The organism is Clostridium sp., from assembly GCF_050717535.1.
Lineage (GTDB): Bacteria > Bacillota > Clostridia > Clostridiales > Clostridiaceae > Clostridium_AD.
This window is the reverse complement of the sequence record NZ_JBOITM010000089.1, coordinates 40,514-62,335: the sequence shown is the minus strand read 5'-3', so window position 1 is coordinate 62,335 and position 21,822 is coordinate 40,514. Positions and strand designations below refer to the sequence as shown.

The following is a 21,822-nucleotide window of genomic DNA, read 5'->3' as shown; positions in this document are numbered from 1 at the left end:
GCACGTAAGTGCGGTGTTAGTAAGACTCCTGGAAGAACACCAGGTTGATAGGTTAGAGGTGTAAGCATGGTAACATGTTCAGCTGACTAATACTAATAAGTCGAGGGCTTGACCAAGTTATTTAAAAATAATGCGAAAGCTTCGAGCGTAAGCGAGAAGATAAGTTCACTGTGCAATTTTCAGAGAATATTTATATTCTCGATCTAGTGATTATGGCATGAAGGTAACACCCCTTTCCATACCGAACAGGTAGGTTAAGCTTCAATGCGCTAATGGTACTGCAGGGGTAACTTTGTGGGAGAGTAGGTCATCGCTAGGTAATGTGGCTGGATAGCTCAGTCGGTAGAGCAGAGGACTGAAAATCCTCGTGTCCCTGGTTCGATTCCTGGTCTAGCCACCAGTTTATGGCGCTATAGCCAAGCGGTAAGGTCAAGGTCTGCAAAACCTTTATTCTCCGGTTCAAATCCGGGTGGCGCCTCCAAAATACTTTGTAATTAATTACAAAGTATTTTTTTTATATAAAAATAAATTGTAAAGTTTTTACTATACTAGTTGTACTTTGTTAATTTGCACAATATACATAAATAAGTATGATATACATAAACAATTATAATATGCATATTGTTTCATGATAAGTAGCAATATAGCGGAAAACGTAGAAATATATATGTTGATACATATAAGCTTATATAAACACAGTATATGCGATTATATTACAAGTACGTATGCCACAGGGAACTTAGGACAAGTAGATTAATATATGAAATGCTAGTATAATCACATATGTTGGACACAAAACTATTTATGCCTAACATATGTGATTACTTTAGGGGGTCTAAAATTTTATGTATAAAGAAATGGTCCAAAGAAAAAAATTTCCAGCGATAGTATTGTTATTTACTACTTTAATTATAGTAATATGTTTATCAGACTTATTACCTAAGTTAAGTATAGGTAGCATAAATATAAAAATGTTTATAACTATCTTCTTTAATGCACTAATGATAGCTCTTTGTTATATAGAGTTTTCAAAATGTAAGGTTAAGTACAAGTACTCAATAGTAGCAGACCAATTCATTATTCATAAAATAAGAGGTCAAGAGGTTAAAATACTAGAAGATATTAAATTAAAGGATATTGAGTTCATTGGTAAATATAGTAATTGCAATACAGGTCTTCATATTAGTAGCAGTAAAAAATATATGTGCTCTACATTTAATGCAAGTAAGTTTTGTTGTGTATATAAAGTTCAAGATAAATTTAAAAAGTTTTACTTTGAACCTAGTGACAGTCTTATGAACAAGATGAAGTTATTAAAAGCAAAACCATTAATTTAAATAATTAGTATTAGAGATATAAGAAGTATAATTGCATTAAATTATACTTCTTTTTTTATTGCAAAATATTTATAAAACCTTATGCTTATCTATTTTAATTCAAGCATAATTTCTTTTAATAAATCTTGTTTTTCAATAATGTCCAGGCCTGTTATGGCAAGAGCTTCAGCAGATTTTATCATGTTATTTTTGCAAAGATTAGTTTGAGTTTCTATAGCAAATTGTGGTGATGGACAATTTATTCTTGAATCTTCTGTAATAGCAATAGAGGGATATATGCAGGGGGTAATGTGGCTTATAGATCCAATTCCTAGGCCATATTGTGCATTTTTGCAAGGAGCGATATCAATAATGCCGCACTCTTTTAAGTTATGTGTAAATAATCTTGATAGCGGTTTATTGCTTAGAAGTTCCTCACAGGGCAACTCAAACAGGCTAATGCCTCCAGTCATATGCATGGCTTTAGATATTGACTTAGTGAAATCTTCAATAGATTTTTCTAATATTTTAGCTTCGATTAGTGTTGTAGCTGTTAAATTAAGGGTAACCTCTGATTGAGAAAATGAATTAGGGCATGAAGAGGCATTTTTTATAGAAACAGTATCAACAGAACATCTTATATTTAAATTTTTTATCAATAAACTTAATGTGTTAAGTATAAATAAATAAGTATCTAAAGATGAAATGTTATTAAGTTCGCTTTTATTATTATTAATGTCTTGTTTATATTTAATTTTAATTGGAATTGTAGCCAATGAAGTACCACTCTCAGCATTGGTTACATCACAATGTGGTGCAATAATAATATCTATATCTTCTAAGCAACTTTCTTTTGTTAGTGATAATTCAGCTCCATTAGAGTATTCACCTGGGCAGCCTAGAAGAACTACACTCCCACCAATTTTTGATATTACTTTTGATAATCCCAATGCCGCTGCAGTAGAAATGCTGGCATTTACGTTATTACCGTAAATATGACCTATATTTTCTGTAGATGTATATTTGCATATATAACATATCTTTGGGTGACCATTTCCATATTGAGCATAAAAAGAAGTAGGAATATTACAAAAATTTTCCTGTATATTAAAATCATGAGATTTTAACATATTTATTATATAGGAACAACCTTTATATTCTTTATAACTGGTTTCTGGATTAGTATAAAGGTAGTTTGATAAATTATATATATCTTCCTTTATGCTACTTATATAACTTATAATTTCTTGTTTCATATAATGAGCTCCTCTCAAATTTTCATTATTATTTACATATTTAGTATAACCTAAGGTGCATAAATATATTGATATTAAGAAATAAAGTTTTAAAAAGTCAAATAACTATTTATAATAGTATATTTCTAATTAAAATGTAAATAAATATATTTACTTTTATTTTGTGGACAAAATAAGAAAGTGTACTTAGATGAATAAAATATATTGTAAGAGGCTATACTTTAGGTAGTTTTACCGCCATCAAAGGTGACAATATAACTACACCTAAGGTGACGATTTAAGTGAGCAAGAGTAAGGGGGAAATTATGAAAAAAGAAAAGTGTATTATATGTAGAAAGCCTCTAAATGATGGTATAATAATAAATGGAAGAGGGATCTGTACTAATTGTGAAGCAAGAATTATAGAATCGAAGGCGAATACGGATTTTTATGAATATTACAAGAACTGTATAAGAAAGACTTTGGTACAGTTTATTCCAAGAGGAGTGACTAAGGATTGTCAAGATTACCACTTGTAGATGGAGTGTTAAAATATATAAAAGAAAAAAATGTTTCCTTTTGTATGCCGGGGCATAAAGGTGGGCTTGGTTTTATAGAAACGGTACAAGGCAAGGAGCTTTATGAAAATTTTATAAAAGGAGATATTACTGAGGTTGATGGGCTAGATAATCTTCATCATGCAGAAGGAATAATAAAAGAATCTCAACAATTATTGAGTGAATACTATGGAAGTGTTAAATCCTATTTTTTAGTAAATGGTAGTACCAGTGGCAATTTAGCTATGATTTTTTCATCTTTTAATGAGGGTGACAAAATTATTGTAGAGAGAAATTGTCATCGTTCCATATTTAATGCTATTATTATGAGAAAACTGAGACCAGTATACATTAAAAATAAAATTCATTCTAAATTTGATGCTCCGATGCCTTTAGATAAGGAGCATTTTTTTTATTTAATTAATGAAAACAAAGATGCCAAAGGAATTATTGTTACTTATCCTAATTATTACGGCATATGTTTTGATTTACATTATGTCATTGAGATTGCGAAAAAATATGATATGAAGGTATTAGTAGATGCCGCTCATGGGGCACACTTTGATGCCTCAGAATTACTACCTAAAAGCCCTTTGAAAATGGGAGCAAATATGGTAGTTATGAGTGCACATAAGACATTACCTAGCCTAACACAAACAGCATTTCTGCATGTAGGAGCGGGTATCAATATTAGTAAGGTAGATTTTTATGTAAGTGCTTTTTTAAGTACAAGTCCCTCTTATATGCTTTTATGTTCTATGGATTACGCAAGGTTTTATATGGAGGAGTATGGCGAAAGTGATTATAAAAAGTTAATTAAACTATGTCAAGTTTATAGAAACAAAATTAATAGCTTGGGGAAATTTCATATTTTAGGTTCTGATGATTTGAGAGAGATATCAAGAAATCATAATGAAGACATTAACAAGTATACTATGGATTTAACAAGGTATATATTAAATGTACCTAAAGGATACAGCGGACATAAGTTATTAGAATATCTAAGGCTAAATAAAATTCAAGCTGAAATGAGTGATAGTAGGAATGTGGTTTTAATATTTTCTCCATTTAATGGGGCACAAGATTTCAAAGAATTGTACATAGCTCTTAAAAACTGTGACATAGACACTTTAAAGCAGGAATATGTAGATTTAATAGACTATGATGTGCCTATGAGTATGATGTACCCATATGAAGTAATGGATAGAGAAAAAACTATGGTAGAAGTAAGCAATTCAGTTGGTAAAATAAGTGCGGTAGCAATAGTACCATATCCACCAGGAATACCTATTGTAATGCCTGGAGAAAGACTGGATGAGATTACTGTCGCTGCCATAGAATACTACTTGAATTGTAACGTAACAGTGCTTGGAATTAATGAGGGAAAAATAGCAACAGTAGAGAAATAGATATACATTATTATTTTATATTAAATATAACTATAGGTGGAGGGGATTTCATGGAAAAAGGTCGTCTAATAGCACTCGAAGGTCCAGATGGATCAGGAAAAACTACTCAAATAGAGTTATTAGAAAAGCATCTAAAGGAACAAGGTTATCAAGTAGTAAGAACAAGGGAACCTGGTGGAACAGAAATTAGTGAGAAAATAAGAGAAATAATCCTGGACAATGATAACTCTAATATGAGTTATATGTGTGAAGCACTACTTTATGCAGCTTCTCGAGCACAACTAGTTAGTGAGGTTATAAAACCAGCATTAAAATTAGGGAAAATGGTTATATGTGACCGGTTTGTTTATTCTTCAATGGTGTATCAAGGCATTGGTAGGGGTTTAGGAATAGAAAGAATTAAGGACATTAATGAAGCAGCACTGGATGGTCTTGAGGCTGATTTAATATTTATGATTACCATTCCCTATGAAGAAGGACTAAGAAGAAAAAAAATGCAAGGGAAATTAGATCGTTTAGAAAACAGTGGAAATGAGTTTCATAAAAAAGTTTTTCAAGGTTATTTAGACATTTGCAAGAAATATGATAAAATAGAAGTAATCAATGGTAATAGAAATGTAGATGTAATACATGAAGATATAATAAAGGCTATTAAAAAAATAAAATTATAAAGGATGGGATTATATGAAACTAGTTATTGCAATAGTACAAGATGATGATGCAAGTGATTTAATTGAAGTGATAACGGATAAAGGCTTTAGGGTTACAAAATTAGCTACTACAGGCGGGTTTTTAAAATCGGGGAATACAACTTTACTGCTAGGTGTAGAAAAAGAAAAGGTAGATGAAGTTTTAGCTATTATAAAGGAAGTATGTAAGGCAAGGAAGCAAATAGTAACATCACCATCACCTGTAGCAGGATCCACAGGAGTATACATGCCATTTCCTATTGAAGTGGACGCAGGTGGAGCAAATGTGTTTGTAGTTGACGTAGATAAGTATATAAAGGTATAACTAATTATAAGCAAGTATATATAAATCTATACTTGCTTATATATATGGAGGACTAAAATGAGTTTTGAGAGCATAATAGGCCATAATGGTATAAAGGATCAAATAAGTAAATCTATAAAATTAGATAAGTTATCACATGCTCATCTTTTAGTTGGAGAGGATGGAATAGGTAAGAGTAAACTTGCAAGGAACATAGGGTTCAAAATTTTAGGAAAAAATAAAGACATGCAATATGTTGATTTAGTGGAATGGTGTCTAGAAAGAAATAAAAGCACAATAGGTGTTAATTCTATAAGAACTTTAATTGAAGAAATTAATAAAAAACCCTATGAAGGGGATAAAAAAGTTGTGATTATTTATCATGCAGATAAAATGACAGTGCAAGCTCAAAATGCACTTTTAAAAACAATTGAGGAACCACCTAATAATGTGACTATATTTTTATTGTGTGAGAACCTTGAAATTATATTGGATACAATAAAATCAAGATGTCAAATACATAAGTTGAAGAACTTAAATGTAAATGAGATGAAAGAATTTTTAAAAATAAATTATTCTGGGTTATCTTTAGAGGAAATAAAGGTTGTTGTAGCTTTTAGTGATGGTATACCTGGAAAAGCAGAAAAGTTTATGGGTGATACTAATTTTAAGGATATTAGAAATATTACATTGGAAATATTACTACAACTTAATAGTGTGGGAACAGAAGAATTAATAAAATATGAAAAGAAATTATCTGGTCAAAAAGAAAACTTCAAAGAAATATTAACTGCATTTCTTTCATATGTTAGGGATACTATAATATATAAGGAAATTGAAGAAGAAAATTTAATAATTAACATAGATAAGTTATTAAGCATAAAAGAATTAGCTAATACATTTTCATTTAACAAATTAAATGGTATTATAAATGTAATAAATGATACTAGAGAAAATTTAGATAGGAATGTTAACCCAGGGCTTACGTTCGAAGTAATGTTACTTAAAATGCAGGAGGTTTAAAATGGTTACGGTAATAGGAGTACGATTTAAGAAAGCTGGTAAAATATATTATTTTAGCCCAAACGATATAGATATACAAAAGGGCAATAAAGTTATTGTTGAAACAGTAAGAGGAATAGAATTTGGAGAATGTGTTATTGGTATAAAGGAAATAAAAGAAGATGCAATAGTAACTCCTCTTAAATGCGTTATTAGAAAGGCTACAGAGGCGGATGCAGAAAAGGATGCAGAAAATAAAAGAAAAGAAAAAGAAGCTTATGAAGTATGTTTAGATAAGATACACAAGCATCAGCTTGATATGAAACTCATTGATGTAGAGTATACTTTTGATAATAATAAGGTCATATTTTACTTTACAGCAGATGGAAGAGTAGATTTTAGAGAACTGGTAAAGGATTTAGCAGCTGTATTTAGAACCAGAATAGAACTTAGACAAATAGGTGTTAGAGATGAAGCAAAAATGATAGGTGGGCTTGGACCATGTGGTAGATCTATGTGTTGTTCTACTTTTTTAGGAGAATTTGCACCAGTATCTATAAAAATGGCCAAAGAGCAAAACTTATCATTAAACCCAACAAAAATCTCAGGTATTTGTGGTAGACTTATGTGTTGTTTGAACTATGAGCAGGATACTTATGAAAAAATAAGAAAAACACTACCTACTTTAGGATCTATAGTTGATACACCTTATGGTAGGTCACAGGTTATCGGAAATAGTGTTGTAAAAGAAGCTGTGAAAATAAAGATAAAACTTAATGGTAGCGATGAGGAAATAGTGGAGGTTAAAATTGAAGATCTGACATTAATCTCAGGAAGCTATGAAGATGCTGTAGTAGTGGAGGATACTAAATTAAAATTAGAATTGGTTGAAAATGAAGAAGATTCATATATAGTAAAAGAATTATTTAAAGATAACTAGGAGGATAGAGATGAGGTCAGTTATAAAAGTGTGCAATATGAGTACTTCAGATGATATTAGTAATATTAATGTAGCAATATCAAATAATCAAGGAGTTGTTGCTTGCCAAATAAATAGCGAAACTAAAGAAATAGAAATAATATATGATGATTATTTTGTTTCATTAGATAATCTAATTGAGTCCATTGAAGATGCTGGGTACGCAGTTATATAAATAAACAAATTTAAAATTTAATACATTATTATAAATACCGGATAGATAATTTAAATAATTACTATTCGGTATTTTTTTATCTAGTTTTTTATTATATTAAAGTGAAAGTATAATGGAGACATTTGAATACACTTTTTAAAATTGGAGATAATAATTTTGAAGGGAGCGTGAAATATGAAGAAAGTGGCAGTTCAAAATGGCTTAACCGCAATTAGCGATTACTTATGTAAAGAAGGATATAAAGTTAAAGAATTTGATAATAGAAAAAAAAATGCAGGTAATTTTTTAAACAAGTATGATGCAGTTGTTGTTACAGGCGAAAATCAGAACATTATGGGTATAGAGGATACTATATCAAACACTCCTATAATTGATGCAACTGGAATGACAGCGCAGGAGGTTGCTCAGAGAATAGATAAAAGTAATAAAGATTAGGCATATAGTAAAGTAAAAAATAGCCAGGTTGTTGATCTATATTCATGGATTGACAGCCTATTTTTTGTACTTAGAATTATTTAAATATATATTTATAAGATTATTGGTAACAAAAAAATATTATGTGTATGAGATATTTAAATTGTGTCAACAATTAAAATGTAAATAATTTACTAATAAATATGAAAGGGGTTATAAATATGAAAATGAAAAAAGGAATAATTAGTATATCTACTGTTGTTGTAGTAATATTAGGAGTATTTTTTGCTTTAAGGTTTATTGGAGGGCGAGAAAGTGCTACTAATGTAAAAACACCAGCAGAGAGTACAGTGAAAAGTGATAATTTAATACCAGAGGGAAATAATGAGCTATTAACAAATGAAGTAGTATCAAATGAAGTACAAAAGAATGAAAATGAAGTTGAAAATATCCAAGGAAAAACGACTAATGATATGGATTTAGCTTATATAAATGACAAAACAGATGTTGGAATATATACTGTTAAAAAGGATGATACAGTGTTTAGTATAGTACAAACATATATGCCTAGTCAGGATAAGATAAAAGTCCTCGAATTTATTAAGAATAGAAATAGTATGGATGAAAAATATAAAATTGAAGTGGGCCAAAAGTTAGTAATTCCTTATGAAAAATCAAATGATACATCTAAAGCTGTAGTTTCAGAGGATAATAATAGTAAGTATACCGTTAAAAAGCAAGACACTTTAACTTCAATTGCTAAAAATAATATGGCTACTTATAGTGTAAAACAGGCCATAGAAATATTAAAAGAAACAAATAAGATAGCAGATGAGAATGCCATAAAAGAGGGTACAATTATCTATATACCTAGATAATTGTAGTAAAAAAGAAGCATGTTTTGAGAAATTCAAAATGCGCTTCTTTTTTAATTTGCTAAATTTTAAGTATTTTCATTTTACTACTTTCAGCAAAAATAAAGTCACCATCTAAAGTCAGTAAAAAATCTATATTATTAAATTCAGCAGTAGCTAGGTGAAAAGCATCATTTACAGATAATAAGTTTTCACACATGAATTTTTTAACTAGAAAGATACATCCTTCAGTAATGTTAAGATATTTTATGTTTATAATTTTTTCAAGCTCAGATATTATTTCTACGGACTTATTATAATATATATTCAATAAATTTCTTTTCATGGAATTTTTTGAAATATTATCAAAATACCTTTTGTATGGGATATGAATAAGTCTATCTTCTTTCTTTTGCTTTAATATTTTTGTGTCATGTCGGCTAAAGCTATTTATTATAGACCTAATGTTGTCAATTGAGTTACAGGGCCTAGTATTATTTATTTTAGATTCGATGTCACTAATAAATAATTTGTAGAGTATTTGATTTAAAACTTCTGCAGATATGATGCTAGTAGTATAGAATTCAGAGCCACATTCAGAAAGCTGTTTTAAGCAAGATAAACAATCACTATGCTTAATATCATCATCATATATCAAGCTTAGCAGGAAAGAGGCGTCTAATAACACAGAATTTTTATTGAAAATTATATTTTTAAAAGGGTATAATATTAGTTCCATTTAAAACCTCATTAAAATCAATTATTATATAATTAATATATTCAACAATAGCTAGTAATAGTAGTTTTATAAACTATGAATAATGAATTTATTGGTTTATAAATATGTACCCTGTTGATTTAGTAACAAAACCTCTTGATTTAAAAACAAAAATTGAGGTATACTTCTCTTAATGCTATTTATATAGTTAACGTAAATTACAGAGAAAGGGGATATATAATGGAGTTTTTAAGAAATGATGAAACTTTAGATGATCTTAATTTAAAGGGTATTAAGGTTATTCAAAAAAAAGATGCATTTAGGTTTGGTATAGATGCAGTACTACTTGCTAATTTTGCTAAAGTAAAAAGAAATGCTAAAGTTGTTGATTTATGTACTGGTACCGGCATAATTCCCTTCATACTGGCAGGTAAAACGGACGCAAGTGATATAATGGGTGTAGAAATTCAAGAAGAACTGGTTGACATGGCTAATCGTTGCGCCCAGTACAATAATTTAGAAAAAAAAATAAGCTTTATATGTGGTGACTTAAAAAGCACAGAACTTATTAAAAGTATTCCTAAAGTAGAGGTTGTTACAGTTAATCCACCCTATAAGCTTCAAAATTCAGGACTTATAAATTTAAATGATAAAAATGCTATATCAAGACATGAGATTTGTTGCAAATTAGAAGACGTAATTATTGCAAGCAGAATTCTACTTAAAGATAGCGGAAGGGTGTATATGGTACATAGACCAGATAGATTGGTTGATATTTTATGCACCATGAGAAAGCATAAAATTGAGCCTAAACGTATAAGAATGGTGCATCCTAGTGTGAATAAGGCACCTAATATTGTACTCATTGAAGGACAAAGAGATGGAGGAACCTTTTTAAAATGGGAGACACCTCTTTACGTTCACACTGAGGATGGTGGGTATACTCAGGAGATCCAAGATATGTACAATTCAGATAATATTTAATGATAGGTACAGTTAAAACTAGAACAGGCTAATGCAAATATTACATAGTAAAGGATGATAAAAATGGTAGGAAAATTATACTTAGTTCCAACTCCTATAGGAAATCTAAAGGATATAACGCTCAGAGCATTAGAAGTGCTACAAGATGTAGATATAATAGCGGCAGAGGATACAAGGCAAAGCTTAAAATTATTGAATCATTTTAATATAAAAAAAACACTTATAAGTTACCATCAACATAATGAACAAGGAAAGAGTGAAAATTTAATTGAGCAGATTAAACAGGGTAAAAATATAGCTATAATTAGTGATGCTGGATCTCCAGGTATATCAGACCCTGGAAGTGTTATAGTTAAGAAGTGTATAGAGCAGAACATAAAATTTGAAGTATTGCCTGGAGCCACAGCAATCACTACTGCGCTTGTATATTCAGGTCTTGATACTACAAAATTTATATTTAGAGGTTTTTTACCTAGAGAGAATAAAGAAAGAAAGCCTATTATTGATGATTTGCTAAATAGAAGTGAAACATTAATTTTTTATGAAGCACCACATAGACTTGTAAGCACTTTAGAATTTTTGTATGAGAATATTGGTAATAGGAAAATATCAATGTGCAGAGAACTTACAAAACTTTATGAAGAAATAATTAGGCTAACTTTAAAAGAGGCTATAGAATATTATAAAGATAAAGCTCCAAGAGGAGAATATGTATTAGTGATTGAAGGTAAAAGTAAGGAAGATATAGATAAAGATGAAAGAGCCAAATGGGATATGCTAACTATAGAAGAACATATAGAAAGATACATAAATGAAGGTATAAGTAAAAAAGATGCTATGAAAAAAGTAGCAAAGGATAGAGGGATTCCTAAGTCGGAAATATACAAGCATTCATTAAACATTTAAACACATTTTAGGAGATATACCCCTGTTTCTGTAAGTGTGATTATAAATTTGCTTTAGAAATCCTTAGTATTGCAGCTCACAAGACAATATTCAAACTACTAAATGGTAAATTTATACAAAAAAATATGAAGGAGAATATATTTATACATATTATTATGAAATTACTTGTTCAAATATAGGAATATGTAAAAAAGTTTACATTTTAATCTGTGTTTTTCATTGAGATTTGGCATAAAGTAGGTTATAATAAAATTATTGAAAAAAACAGCAAAAACGTACAATATTTTGTTTTGATTAGGGGGAATTAGATTGCATAAAAAAATGATTTCATTGATAGTTATAATTGGACTAGTTACTACAATAAGTATGCCTACATTTGCAGATCCATTATCAGATAAGCTTAACAATCAAAAGAGTCACCTTGAGGATCAAAAGAGCGCATATAAAAAAGCACAAAGTGTGGTTGACAATATAGAGATTTCTATTGAAAAAATGGATGCAGACATAGAAAAGGTTTTAGCAGATGTACATAAAACAGAAGTTAAAATAGGTGAAACTCAGCAAGAAATAGAAAAAACAAAAGAGAGCATACAGGTTGCGGAGGCTAATATTAAAGACGAGGAAGATTTATTTAATAAGAGAATGCGAAGCATGTATATGAATGGTGTTGATAGCTATTTAGAAATTCTATTGGATTCAGAGGGAGTAGAAGATCTTATTTCAAGGGTTGAGAATATTAAAAAGATTGTTGAATATGATAATAAAATTATTGGAGAACTAACAGTTAAAAAGAGTAAAATTGAAGAGCAAAAGGTAGCACTTGAAACAGAAAAAACTAAACTAGTCGTTTTGAAAACTGATAATGAAAGTAAAATAGACAAGCTAACAGCAAAAAAGAAAGAACAAAACATATTAATTGCAGAAGCTAAAAAGAAAGAACAAACATATTCTAGCAAGATTGGTGATGCGGAGGCAATTGTTAATTCTACTATGAAACAAATACAAACAATAAGAGATAATACTCCAAAGTATACTCCATCTAGGGGATCATCATCACTTAGTTCGAATTCAGTAGTGGCTTATGCAAGTAATTTTTTAGGAACTCCATATGTTTGGGGTGCAGCAGGTCCTCAATATTTTGATTGTTCTGGTTTTATGCAATATGTATATGCTCATTTTGGAGTGAATATAGGTAGAACTACTTATGAACAGATAAATGACGGAACATATGTAGCTAGAGAAAATTTACAAGCAGGAGATTTGATTTTGTTTGGTTCAGAGTCAAATCCTCATCATGTTGGAATGTATGTAGGTAATAACTCTTATATTCATGCACCTTCTACTGGAGATGTGATTAAGATATCTGCATTAACAAGAAGTGATTATCTTACAGCAAGAAGAGTTAAATAATTTTGAAATTGAACAGGCTATTACAAATAGTCTGTTTTTTATACAAAAGAAAATATTGAGATTTTAAGTGTTTAGTAATATATGTTTTTGAAAACGCAAATAAAAAAGAATCCTATAGCTATAGGATTCTTTTTTATTTATGTTGGTAATTATAAAACCTAATTTTCTTGTTTAAGTTGTTCTAGGCAAGGTTTACATATATTTTTACCTCTGTAGTTGACCACATCTCGTGCATCACCACAGAAAATACATGCTGGTTGATATTTTTTTAGGATAATTAGCTCACCATCAACGTATATTTCTAAAGCATCTTTTTCAGCAATATCTAGAGTCCTTCTAAGTTCTATCGGGATAACAATTCTTCCAAGTTCATCTACTCTTCTTACAACACCTGTTGATTTCATAATAATTCCTCCTTAGGATAACAATTTACGACATTGTAATATTGGAATATTAATAAATATGACGTATAAAGTCAAAATTCTTACTAGATTAATTTAATTAATATTACAAAATTAATAATTACTTCCATCTAAAGATAATATACTACCATATTATACAAATGTCAATATTTTTTTAAAAAAAATACAAATTTTTACTTTACCTACAAACTGTTTAAAATCAATAAATAAGGCTTAAATAATTCTATAAACCCATAAAATTCAACGGAAGAACAGTTTTTTTATTGCTAAAATATACTGTAAGTAAAATAGTAATTTTATGGATATATACAATGATATAAATAAGTATATGTCGAAGGGTTGTACTAACAAGTAAATATGTGAGTCTGATATTTATATAAAAAGAAAAAGAAAACGTAAAATTTGAAATATGAGGCTATTTAAATACTAATAGGTACAAGTATAAATAAAAAATGCGAAAAAAAATTTTGTATTGTAAATATTGTAAAAATAAAGGAAATTTATTTCTGAAATATATTAAAAATATATTTTTTAAAATTATATTATAGGACACAGACAAATTCAATGCTTTTGATGTTTTTGTATAAAAAAAGCGTTATAGTTAATCAGTAAACGTTTATAAAATGAAGCTGGAGCTTAATATAGCTACAATCCCCTATAAAATATTAATAGACATGATTAAACATAATCTTACGGATAAAGGGATAGCTAAGTTTTTAGCGGATTATAGTAATTCATTGAAATAATATGGGAAACAAATAGCAGAAAAAAATAAAAATTGAAAGTAAAAAAGTAATTTCATACTCTTTGTTTCACATAGAATTAACAAGTTATACACAGTCCATAATGTACAATGTGGATAAAAAACCTATAAAAATAACTTTTATTATGTAAGACCCTCTAAATAGTGCTCTTAAAAATAAATTAAGTTGTCCACAACTTCTGTTGATTAAATGTTAAAAACTGTGGATAACTTTATTATAATATTTAAAATTTAGCTAATTGCAATATTAACTGTGAGTTAAATCAAAACTAATATAAAAACATTTATAAAATTGTATAATTATATATTGAAAATACAATTTTATATAAAAAAGATAAGGTTACTTTTGTTTAAGCGGTTAAAGGCCAAAAATGAAATATAAAATAACTTGTAATAGGGTAATATATACCTTAATATATATGTATATATGATATGGAGACTAATAAACATATTTTATTTAAGATAATAATTTTGGAAGGTGATAAATAGTGGATAAGGATAAATTTACTTTAGAAAATATAAATTTATTATCAAAAGAAATATCAGATAATAGTTTAATAACATATGAAGAATTACCCCAATATGACCTGTTTTTATCTCAAGTTATTGATTATTTAAATGATAAATTTGAGGCTGATAATTACACTAATAATATAGTACAGAATTATATAAAAAGTGAAGTTATATCAAAACCAGAAGATAGTAAAAAAAGAGGATATACAAAACTACATTTGGCTCAGTTGGTATTACTTAGCTATATGAGACCTATACTTACATCGGACGAAATTAAAAAGGTTTTTAGATTAGCGTTCAATGAAATTAATGATAGAGAAGATGATATTATTTCATGGGAAAATGCTTATAAGATTTTTTCCGATATGCAAAAAGAGAGTCTTGGTGATTTTATAAAAACTAAATTTTGTGATAAAGAAAAATTAGAAAAAATAATTGATACATTAGATTTAAAGGAAAGCGATAGGGAAAGAATATCTGTGTTTTTGGTTGTAATGACATTAGTATCTCAAGCTAGCACAATAAAAAAATTAGTTCAAAAGATCGTAAAGGAATATGAAAATTGAAAATTGAAACTTAAAATTTATAAAAAAATAAAAGATCCTATAAAAATAGGGATCTTTTATTTTTTGTTATTTACAAGAACTATTTGAAGTTTCAGACGTAAAAATTTTAAAAGAATCTCCAAATATGCTTTTAGTATATATAATCTCCGTATCTTCAAAAACGAATGAAGATTCATTATCTACTATAAAGTTTATTCCATTAACTGATTCTAGAATATCATCTTCTTGTTGTTCATCCAGAACAACTCCTAATATTGGACCGCCTCAACCAAAACCTTTTATAAGTAATCTAACTGAAGATTTACCCTTTTGCAAAAGTTGTTTGTTCAAAGCATTTTTAGTTGTTTCATTAAAAGAAATATTCATAAATTATCCTCCTTGTACCCACATGGGGTATGTGCTGTTACTAGTATTATATGCGTTTAATGTTATTATGTCAAATAAAAGATATAAATATAAAAAAAATTTTTACAAAATTTATTCATTAAATGTATATATTTATACATTTAATATATTGTTTTCTTTAAAATTTAAGAAGATAATTAAGAATTTTAATAAATCAACAGGAAATGGGCAGAATACTTATGCAACTAATATAAAATTCCATTGGTTGACAAGGATTGCATAACAGGATAGTATAAAAATATGGATAATTTTAATGAATTATAAAATAATAAAAAATAATAATTTGGGGGATTTAGTTATGAAAATAGTATTAGCATTAGGTGGAAATGCGCTTCAATCAGATCCTAAAGATAAAAGCTCAGATGCACAACTTAAGACTTGCAAGAAGACGGCTAAATCAATAGTGGATCTTATAGAAGAAGGCCATAGGATATCAATAGTTCATGGGAATGGACCTCAAGTAGGGCAAATTGTTGCAGCAATAGAAGGTGCTCAAAAATTTGATGAAGGAAATGTATTATTTCCATTTGATGTATGCGGGGCATTTTCACAAGGATATATAGGATATCATCTCCAAAATGCTATAGGTGAAGAACTAAGAAGTAGAAATATAGATAAGACTGTAGGTACTATAGTGACGCAAGTAGTTGTGGATAAAGACGATGAAGGATTTCAAAATCCAACTAAACCAATAGGTTCATTTTATACAAAAGAGGAAGCAGAAAAGTTACAAGCGCAGCAGGGTTATATAATGAGAGAAGATGCTGGTAGAGGATATAGAAGAGTTGTAGCATCTCCAAAGCCTATTGATGTTATTGAAAAGAATTTAATAAAAGAATTAGTGGATATGGGAAATGTGGTTATATCTTGCGGTGGCGGTGGTATACCGGTTATTTGTGAAAATGGAGCAGTTAAAGGGGTGGCAGCAGTTATAGATAAAGATTTTGCTGCTGAGAAACTTGCAGAAATACTAGATGCAGATGTGCTTCTTATATTGACAGGGGTAGATAGAGTTTGTGTAAACTATAATAAGCCAGACCAAAAGGAACTTGCCAAAATAACTATTGATGAACTTAATAATTATATTGATGAGGGCCAATTTGCTCCAGGAAGTATGCTTCCAAAGGTTGAGGCTTGTAAAAAATTTATAATGAATAATAAGGATAAAATGGCAATTATAGCATCATTGTCAAAAGCTAAAGAAGCATTAAAAGGATTGTCTGGAACAAAAATAGTATATTAATTATTCTAAAATTGGAGGTTAAAAGAAGATGGATAAGAGAAAAATCAATATTTACTCAGAAATAGGAAATTTGAAAACTGTTCTTATACATAGACCTGGAGAAGAAATTGAAAATCTTATACCAGAGTATTTAGAAAGGCTTTTATTTGACGATATTCCATTTATGAAGGTAGCTAGGCAAGAGCATGACAATTTCGCTAAGATATTAAAAGAAAATGGTGTGGAAACTCTGTACCTTGAAGATTTAGCAGTAGAAGCAATAAAAGATCCTAAAATTAAAGAACTATTTTTAGATGAGGTTATAGAAGAATGTGGTGTAAATGAGACTAAAATTATAACATCTATAAAAGATTATTTATATTCATTGCCAGAAAAAAAAATGGTAGATAAAGTTATGGCCGGAATAAGAAAAAAAGAAATAGAACTTAAAGAACATTATGATGAATATCCATTTATAATGGATCCTATGCCAAATTTATATTTTACAAGAGATCCTTTTGCATGTATTGGAAATGGAATAAGCTTAAATTCTATGAAAACTAAAACTAGAAGGCGGGAGACGATTTTCGGAAAATATATTTTCAAATATCACCCTGAGCTAAAAGATTCAGGTATTCCGTTGTGGTATGATAGGAATGAGGTATATAATATAGAAGGTGGAGATGAATTAATTTTATCCAAAGAAGTTATTGCGGTTGGTAATAGCGAGAGAACTGATAAAGAAGCAGTTATAAATATGGCTAAAAACATATTTGAAAAGGGAGAACATTTTAAAACAATTTTAGTTTTTGATATCCCAAAGACTAGAGCATTTATGCATCTAGATACTGTATTCACAATGATTGATTATGATAAATTTACTGTTCATCCGGGAATAGAAGGTACCTTAAAAGTTACAGCAATAACCTATGATTATAAAAATAAAGAATTAATAAGTAGAGAAGAAGAAGGAAGTTTGGAAAAAATACTCTCCAATCATTTAAAAAAAGATATCACTTTGATACGTTGTGGTGGTGGAGATAAAGTTATATCAGGTAGAGAACAATGGAACGATGGATCAAATACATTAGCTATATCTCCTGGTAAGGTAATAACTTATGAGAGAAATTATGTTACTAACGAGATTTTAGATAAAAACAATATAACAGTACTTCAAATGCCTTCTGGTGAACTATCAAGAGGTAGGGGTGGTCCAAGATGTATGTCTATGCCTTTCTACAGAGAGGATTTAATATAGTCAGATAAAATTAGAAATAAAGACAAGAGAGGAGAATTTATTATGTTTAACTTAAGAAACAGGAATTTTTTAACACTTATGGATTTTTCACCAAAAGAGATTAACTATTTTCTTGACTTGGCTAGAGATTTAAAAAGAGCTAAATATGCCGGTACAGAGAGGCAAACATTAAAAGGTAAAAATATAGCACTTATATTTGAAAAAAGCTCTACAAGAACAAGGTGTGCTTTTGAAGTAGGCGCACTAGACCAAGGAGCACATGTTACATATCTTGGACCTACAGGAACTCAAATCGGTAAAAAAGAATCTGTTGCAGATACAGCAAGAGTTCTTGGGAGAATGTATGATGGAATAGAATATAGAGGATATGGTCAAGAAGTAGTTGAAGAGCTTGCCAAATATGCTGGAGTGCCCGTATGGAATGGATTAACGACGCAGGATCATCCAACACAAATTCTTGCAGACTTCTTAACACTACAAGAACATTTTACAAAACCACTAAACGAAATTAAATTTGTTTATGCTGGTGATGGAAGAAATAACATGGCTAATGCTCTTATGATAGGAGCTGCAAAGATGGGTATGGACTTTAGAATAGTTGCTCCAACTTCATTATTCCCTGAAGAATCATTAGTTAGCAAATGTAGAGAAGTAGCTATGACTACAGGAGCGAAAATAACTATTACGGGTGATGTAGCAAAGGGTGTATTAGATGCAGATGTTATATACACAGATGTTTGGGTATCCATGGGAGAACCAGATGAAGTTTGGAAGCAAAGGATTAGTGTATTAAAACCATATCAAGTTAATATTGAAATGATGAATTTGACACATAATAAAGATACTAAATTTATGCACTGTCTACCAGCATATCATGATTTAAAAACTGGTGTTGGTAGAGAAGTATTTGAAAAATTTGGAATGAATGGTGTTGAAGTCACAGATGAAGTATTTGAAAGTCAAGCTTCTATAGTATTTGATGAAGCTGAAAATAGAATGCATACAATAAAAGCAGTTATGGTGGCTACATTAGGAGATTAATATGGCATCATCTTAGGTGATGATTTAAATGTAGAATTTGCATTTTTAACAAGAAACTTTCGGATTAATTCTGAAAGTTTTTTTGTTCTATATTTTATATACTCTATTCATATGGTCTTTAAAAAATATATAGGTGAATATATCAAAGTTAATAATATTTTTAGCATAAATAGCTATATATCATAATATTTATTAATTTATAGTTAATAAATATAAAAGGGGTAGATATATATGCTAAATAAGATACCATTGTTAATTTATGATATTTTTGGGGACAAAGTAGAGGTTATGAATTATACAAAAGTTTACTTTCAAAATAAAAATGTTGAGGGGTATGTACTTCATGTAGAGCAACATGATAGAATTACATCAATAAATGAGTTTGACCTCGAAAAGAGAGAAGATAAGTATTATTGTACTAGAAAGTTATTTAGTTAATTTAAATTTAAACATGATTTTTAAGAGGAAATTATTCAATCATACAGGCTTTATAATTCATAAAACTTGTGTGATTTATTATGCTTGTAGTATTATAATATATTTGTAGTATAATCTAATAATGATGACTATATTTTAGCTTGCTAAATAGAAAACATTATCTAGAAATGAGTTAAGATTTTAGAAAAATTAAATGTGAAATATAGAGAGTCTTGAGAAAGGTATGTTTATCTATATTATAAATAGAAGCATAATAACAATAATTGATACAGGGGGTAAAATATGCTAAGCCAGCAAGAGAAAATAAAGGTTTTGGAAAGCTTTGCAGAAGAAAATCAACCTATTGAAATAATAAATGAATTAAACGATGGGGAATCTGGTGCAGCTGTGTATACTGTAGAATTTGGTGAATCTCGAAAACTTGGAGTTTTAAAGATTCAGGAAATGAATGAGAGTGGACTGCATAATAAAGCATTTTTACAATCCAGGGAGAATTCAATTGAAGGATATATACCTAAAATTATTGATGAAGTGGAAATTAAGTGCCTAAATAATTTAAAAAGATTTGGAGTGCTATATGAACTTGGGGGTGACAATGTACTGGGAATTAAAACACTAAAATATTCATTGGAAAATGAATTAGCATTAGTTAAGCAAACCTCAGAACAGGTAGCTAAATTTTTGTATACTTGGAATAAACCACATACTTCAGAAATTAAATCTCCTTTTGATATAATGAAAACATCTCTAGGTTATAGATTTATGGATGAAAAACAAATAAAGGCATTTGAAAACTTAATGATTGATGAAGATAAAAAATGGCTAGTAATTGATGGGGTTGATAAATTCTTCCCTAATCCATATAAATTCTTTACAGATGCAGAGGTTTGGGATGGTAAGGAGATAAAGTATTTACATTCCTGCATACATGGTGATTTTCATGGTGGGAATATAATTGTTTCAGTGAAAAAACCATCTATTATTGATTTTGGAAGTTATCAAACTCATAGTAATATTTTTTATGATACAAGGTATCTAGAATTACATTCACTTATGGATTATTTAAAATTTGACAATAATAAACAAAGAAAATTTTGGATTAGTTTATGTGAAGAATTAACTAAAAATGTGAAGTATGTTGATATACCGGATGGAGATGGTGCTAGTATACTTAGAGATATAATACCTGAATTAAGGCATGGTATAGACTATTTGCTTTCAGATTCCAGAAATAAACTATATGAGCCATCTTTTTATTTAGCTGGAGTCGCTGCAGGATTAAACTTCATTCGTAAAACAAAGGATGAAAATAAAAGACTGGCAGCAATGATATATACAATGTATAATTTAAGAGCTGTTTTAAAGCATGAACTTATAGATCTATATAATCCTAGTCTAACTTCATGTGCCAGTTTTCAATGGTTTTTAGATGAAAGCTCAATAAATGATTATTTAGATAAGGAATCAATATATAAGATTGATCAAAAGGCATACCATATTTCAGGCATAATAAAAAATAAATCTATAGAGCTTACTGTAGAGCCTATCATAAACTTAAACAGCGGGAAGGTTAAGTCATTAGAAATACTAGTTAGGGATTCAAGATTAGAATTTTTTCCGGATGAGATGTTTGAAAAAGCTAGGCTTACCGGTGACTTAGAAAAGCTTACATTGCTTGCTTGCGATAAATTGTGCAATTATCTAGATAAACTGAAGCCGTTTATTGAAGAAGGGCTATTTTTTAAACTTCAATCAGATACAACAAGGCACACTATTAAAAAAGTTATTAGAAAATTACAGGATACAAATTTAGTTTTAGAAATCACTCAACGTATACCAAGAAGCGCGTTTTGGAGGAATTTTGCCAAGGAACTAAAATTTAAGCTAGCTATGGAGAATTATGGAGAAGGAAACTCTAATATGGTGGAGCTAATAAAGATGAAGCCACATTTCATAAAGATTTCTCAACAAATCGTTAGAGATGTTAATAAAGACGAAATAAAAGCATTGATGGTAGAACACATGGTTAGAATGGCTATAAAAATTGACATGAAAATTATAGCAGAGGGAATAAGAACTTTAGAAGAAAAAGAAAAATTAATAGAACTAGGAGTTTCATATGGTCAGGGTACATATTTTTCTTCTGCCATGCTTATTGACCATGCAGACTATGAAATTTGGGAAAGAGGATTTTAAAATTTTAATTATGAAAGGACATTTCTTATATAAGAAATGTCCTTAG

Annotated in this window: 22 protein-coding genes, 2 tRNA genes, 2 rRNA genes and 1 pseudogene; 24 read left to right on the top strand and 3 right to left on the bottom strand. The window is 29.2% G+C overall.

Annotated elements, in window-relative coordinates:
• From ACREVU_RS19615 to ACREVU_RS19595, 5 genes are all read left to right on the top strand, one after another.
• Nucleotides 1-116, top strand: a 23S ribosomal RNA gene (locus ACREVU_RS19615); the annotation flags it as partial.
• 86 nt (nt 117-202) lie between these two features.
• A 5S ribosomal RNA gene (rrf, locus tag ACREVU_RS19610) occupies nt 203-319 on the top strand.
• A 5-nt stretch (nt 320-324) separates the two neighbouring features.
• Nucleotides 325-400: transfer RNA gene (locus tag ACREVU_RS19605), tRNA-Phe, on the top strand.
• Between the two features lie 6 nt (nt 401-406).
• Nucleotides 407-481 (top strand) — tRNA-Cys (locus ACREVU_RS19600).
• A 364-nt stretch (nt 482-845) separates the two neighbouring features.
• Nucleotides 846-1,337, top strand: coding sequence for a DUF6106 family protein (locus ACREVU_RS19595; RefSeq protein WP_431553280.1), 492 nt, complete (start codon nt 846-848; stop codon nt 1,335-1,337).
• Nucleotides 1,338-1,426: 89 nt separating this feature from the next.
• Here ACREVU_RS19595 and ACREVU_RS19590 read toward each other — a convergent pair whose 3' ends face one another.
• Nucleotides 1,427-2,572: a zinc-binding metallopeptidase family protein gene (locus ACREVU_RS19590; RefSeq protein ID WP_431553279.1), complete on the bottom strand. Its 1,146-nt coding sequence runs from the start codon at nt 2,570-2,572 to the stop codon at nt 1,427-1,429.
• Between the two features lie 305 nt (nt 2,573-2,877).
• Between ACREVU_RS19590 and ACREVU_RS19585 the strand changes: the two genes are divergently transcribed.
• The 9 genes from ACREVU_RS19585 to ACREVU_RS19545 all read left to right on the top strand — a co-directional run bounded on the left by ACREVU_RS19585 (nt 2,878) and on the right by ACREVU_RS19545 (nt 8,958).
• A complete protein-coding gene (locus tag ACREVU_RS19585) occupies nt 2,878-3,090 on the top strand; it encodes a sigma factor G inhibitor Gin (RefSeq protein WP_431553278.1) in 213 nt (70 codons plus the stop codon).
• Nucleotides 3,069-4,517 carry an aminotransferase class I/II-fold pyridoxal phosphate-dependent enzyme gene (locus ACREVU_RS19580; RefSeq protein ID WP_431553277.1) on the top strand — a complete coding sequence of 483 codons (1,449 nt, stop codon included), beginning with the start codon at nt 3,069-3,071 and terminating at the stop codon, nt 4,515-4,517. Before ACREVU_RS19585 ends, ACREVU_RS19580 begins: the two co-directional genes overlap by 22 nt.
• Before the next feature lie 50 nt (nt 4,518-4,567).
• Nucleotides 4,568-5,188, top strand: coding sequence for a dTMP kinase (tmk, locus tag ACREVU_RS19575; RefSeq protein WP_431553276.1), 621 nt, complete (start codon nt 4,568-4,570; stop codon nt 5,186-5,188).
• Nucleotides 5,189-5,201: 13 nt separating this feature from the next.
• Entirely contained in the window at nt 5,202-5,531 is a 330-nt protein-coding gene (gene darA, locus ACREVU_RS19570; protein ID WP_431553275.1) for a cyclic di-AMP receptor DarA, read from the top strand.
• Between the two features lie 57 nt (nt 5,532-5,588).
• Complete coding sequence (locus tag ACREVU_RS19565) at nt 5,589-6,533, top strand: DNA polymerase III subunit delta' (protein WP_431553274.1); 945 nt, start codon at nt 5,589-5,591, stop codon at nt 6,531-6,533.
• A gap of 1 nt (nt 6,534) precedes the next feature.
• The gene (locus ACREVU_RS19560) at nt 6,535-7,452 is read left to right on the top strand and encodes a PSP1 domain-containing protein (RefSeq protein ID WP_431553273.1); all 918 of its coding nucleotides are present in this window, start codon (nt 6,535-6,537) and stop codon (nt 7,450-7,452) included.
• A 10-nt stretch (nt 7,453-7,462) separates the two neighbouring features.
• Entirely contained in the window at nt 7,463-7,666 is a 204-nt protein-coding gene (locus ACREVU_RS19555) for a heavy-metal-associated domain-containing protein (RefSeq protein WP_431553272.1), read from the top strand.
• Nucleotides 7,667-7,840: 174 nt separating this feature from the next.
• Nucleotides 7,841-8,101, top strand: coding sequence for a YkuS family protein (locus tag ACREVU_RS19550; RefSeq protein WP_431553271.1), 261 nt, complete (start codon nt 7,841-7,843; stop codon nt 8,099-8,101).
• A 200-nt stretch (nt 8,102-8,301) separates the two neighbouring features.
• On the top strand, nt 8,302-8,958 hold the full coding sequence (locus ACREVU_RS19545) for a LysM peptidoglycan-binding domain-containing protein (RefSeq protein ID WP_431553270.1): 657 nt from the start codon (nt 8,302-8,304) through the stop codon (nt 8,956-8,958).
• Nucleotides 8,959-9,016: 58 nt separating this feature from the next.
• Here the strand turns inward: ACREVU_RS19545 and ACREVU_RS19540 are convergent, their stop codons facing one another.
• On the bottom strand, nt 9,017-9,673 hold the full coding sequence (locus ACREVU_RS19540; RefSeq protein ID WP_431553269.1) for a PIN domain-containing protein: 657 nt from the start codon (nt 9,671-9,673) through the stop codon (nt 9,017-9,019).
• A gap of 219 nt (nt 9,674-9,892) precedes the next feature.
• On the opposite strand from ACREVU_RS19540, the gene ACREVU_RS19535 reads away from it, so the two are divergent.
• From ACREVU_RS19535 to ACREVU_RS19525, 3 genes are all read left to right on the top strand, one after another.
• On the top strand, nt 9,893-10,636 hold the full coding sequence (locus tag ACREVU_RS19535) for a tRNA1(Val) (adenine(37)-N6)-methyltransferase (RefSeq protein WP_431553268.1): 744 nt from the start codon (nt 9,893-9,895) through the stop codon (nt 10,634-10,636).
• A gap of 63 nt (nt 10,637-10,699) precedes the next feature.
• The gene (rsmI, locus tag ACREVU_RS19530) at nt 10,700-11,542 is read left to right on the top strand and encodes a 16S rRNA (cytidine(1402)-2'-O)-methyltransferase (protein ID WP_431553267.1); all 843 of its coding nucleotides are present in this window, start codon (nt 10,700-10,702) and stop codon (nt 11,540-11,542) included.
• Nucleotides 11,543-11,851: 309 nt separating this feature from the next.
• Nucleotides 11,852-12,952, top strand: coding sequence for a C40 family peptidase (locus tag ACREVU_RS19525; RefSeq protein WP_431553266.1), 1,101 nt, complete (start codon nt 11,852-11,854; stop codon nt 12,950-12,952).
• A gap of 158 nt (nt 12,953-13,110) precedes the next feature.
• Here the strand turns inward: ACREVU_RS19525 and ACREVU_RS19520 are convergent, their stop codons facing one another.
• Nucleotides 13,111-13,356, bottom strand: coding sequence for an AbrB/MazE/SpoVT family DNA-binding domain-containing protein (locus ACREVU_RS19520; RefSeq protein WP_216158471.1), 246 nt, complete (start codon nt 13,354-13,356; stop codon nt 13,111-13,113).
• A gap of 656 nt (nt 13,357-14,012) precedes the next feature.
• On the opposite strand from ACREVU_RS19520, the pseudogene ACREVU_RS19515 reads away from it, so the two are divergent.
• The 7 genes and pseudogenes from ACREVU_RS19515 to ACREVU_RS19485 form a co-directional block, all read left to right on the top strand.
• Nucleotides 14,013-14,120: pseudogene (locus ACREVU_RS19515) on the top strand (fructose-6-phosphate aldolase); the annotation flags it as partial.
• 505 nt (nt 14,121-14,625) lie between these two features.
• On the top strand, nt 14,626-15,216 hold the full coding sequence (locus ACREVU_RS19510) for a DUF1836 domain-containing protein (protein ID WP_431553265.1): 591 nt from the start codon (nt 14,626-14,628) through the stop codon (nt 15,214-15,216).
• A 703-nt stretch (nt 15,217-15,919) separates the two neighbouring features.
• Complete coding sequence (gene arcC, locus ACREVU_RS19505) at nt 15,920-16,864, top strand: carbamate kinase (protein WP_431553264.1); 945 nt, start codon at nt 15,920-15,922, stop codon at nt 16,862-16,864.
• 28 nt (nt 16,865-16,892) lie between these two features.
• The gene (arcA, locus tag ACREVU_RS19500; RefSeq protein ID WP_431553263.1) at nt 16,893-18,101 is read left to right on the top strand and encodes an arginine deiminase; all 1,209 of its coding nucleotides are present in this window, start codon (nt 16,893-16,895) and stop codon (nt 18,099-18,101) included.
• A gap of 42 nt (nt 18,102-18,143) precedes the next feature.
• Entirely contained in the window at nt 18,144-19,142 is a 999-nt protein-coding gene (gene argF / locus ACREVU_RS19495) for an ornithine carbamoyltransferase (RefSeq protein ID WP_431553262.1), read from the top strand.
• Nucleotides 19,143-19,373: 231 nt separating this feature from the next.
• Nucleotides 19,374-19,580: a hypothetical protein gene (locus tag ACREVU_RS19490; RefSeq protein ID WP_431553261.1), complete on the top strand. Its 207-nt coding sequence runs from the start codon at nt 19,374-19,376 to the stop codon at nt 19,578-19,580.
• Nucleotides 19,581-19,862: 282 nt separating this feature from the next.
• Complete coding sequence (locus ACREVU_RS19485; protein ID WP_431553260.1) at nt 19,863-21,776, top strand: EAL domain-containing protein; 1,914 nt, start codon at nt 19,863-19,865, stop codon at nt 21,774-21,776.
• Nucleotides 21,777-21,822 lie beyond the last annotated feature (46 nt).

Coding starts and splice junctions, on each gene's coding strand:
- ACREVU_RS19595 (WP_431553280.1), top strand. CDS start 846: ATGTATAAAGAAATGGTCCAAAGAAAAAAATTTCCAGCGATAGTATTG.
- ACREVU_RS19590 (WP_431553279.1), bottom strand. CDS start 2,572: ATGAAACAAGAAATTATAAGTTATATAAGTAGCATAAAGGAAGATATA.
- ACREVU_RS19585 (WP_431553278.1), top strand. CDS start 2,878: ATGAAAAAAGAAAAGTGTATTATATGTAGAAAGCCTCTAAATGATGGT.
- tmk (WP_431553276.1), top strand. CDS start 4,568: ATGGAAAAAGGTCGTCTAATAGCACTCGAAGGTCCAGATGGATCAGGA.
- darA (WP_431553275.1), top strand. CDS start 5,202: ATGAAACTAGTTATTGCAATAGTACAAGATGATGATGCAAGTGATTTA.
- ACREVU_RS19565 (WP_431553274.1), top strand. CDS start 5,589: ATGAGTTTTGAGAGCATAATAGGCCATAATGGTATAAAGGATCAAATA.
- ACREVU_RS19560 (WP_431553273.1), top strand. CDS start 6,535: ATGGTTACGGTAATAGGAGTACGATTTAAGAAAGCTGGTAAAATATAT.
- ACREVU_RS19555 (WP_431553272.1), top strand. CDS start 7,463: ATGAGGTCAGTTATAAAAGTGTGCAATATGAGTACTTCAGATGATATT.
- ACREVU_RS19550 (WP_431553271.1), top strand. CDS start 7,841: ATGAAGAAAGTGGCAGTTCAAAATGGCTTAACCGCAATTAGCGATTAC.
- ACREVU_RS19545 (WP_431553270.1), top strand. CDS start 8,302: ATGAAAATGAAAAAAGGAATAATTAGTATATCTACTGTTGTTGTAGTA.
- ACREVU_RS19540 (WP_431553269.1), bottom strand. CDS start 9,673: ATGGAACTAATATTATACCCTTTTAAAAATATAATTTTCAATAAAAAT.
- ACREVU_RS19535 (WP_431553268.1), top strand. CDS start 9,893: ATGGAGTTTTTAAGAAATGATGAAACTTTAGATGATCTTAATTTAAAG.
- rsmI (WP_431553267.1), top strand. CDS start 10,700: ATGGTAGGAAAATTATACTTAGTTCCAACTCCTATAGGAAATCTAAAG.
- ACREVU_RS19520 (WP_216158471.1), bottom strand. CDS start 13,356: ATGAAATCAACAGGTGTTGTAAGAAGAGTAGATGAACTTGGAAGAATT.
- arcC (WP_431553264.1), top strand. CDS start 15,920: ATGAAAATAGTATTAGCATTAGGTGGAAATGCGCTTCAATCAGATCCT.
- arcA (WP_431553263.1), top strand. CDS start 16,893: ATGGATAAGAGAAAAATCAATATTTACTCAGAAATAGGAAATTTGAAA.
- argF (WP_431553262.1), top strand. CDS start 18,144: ATGTTTAACTTAAGAAACAGGAATTTTTTAACACTTATGGATTTTTCA.
- ACREVU_RS19490 (WP_431553261.1), top strand. CDS start 19,374: ATGCTAAATAAGATACCATTGTTAATTTATGATATTTTTGGGGACAAA.
- ACREVU_RS19485 (WP_431553260.1), top strand. CDS start 19,863: ATGCTAAGCCAGCAAGAGAAAATAAAGGTTTTGGAAAGCTTTGCAGAA.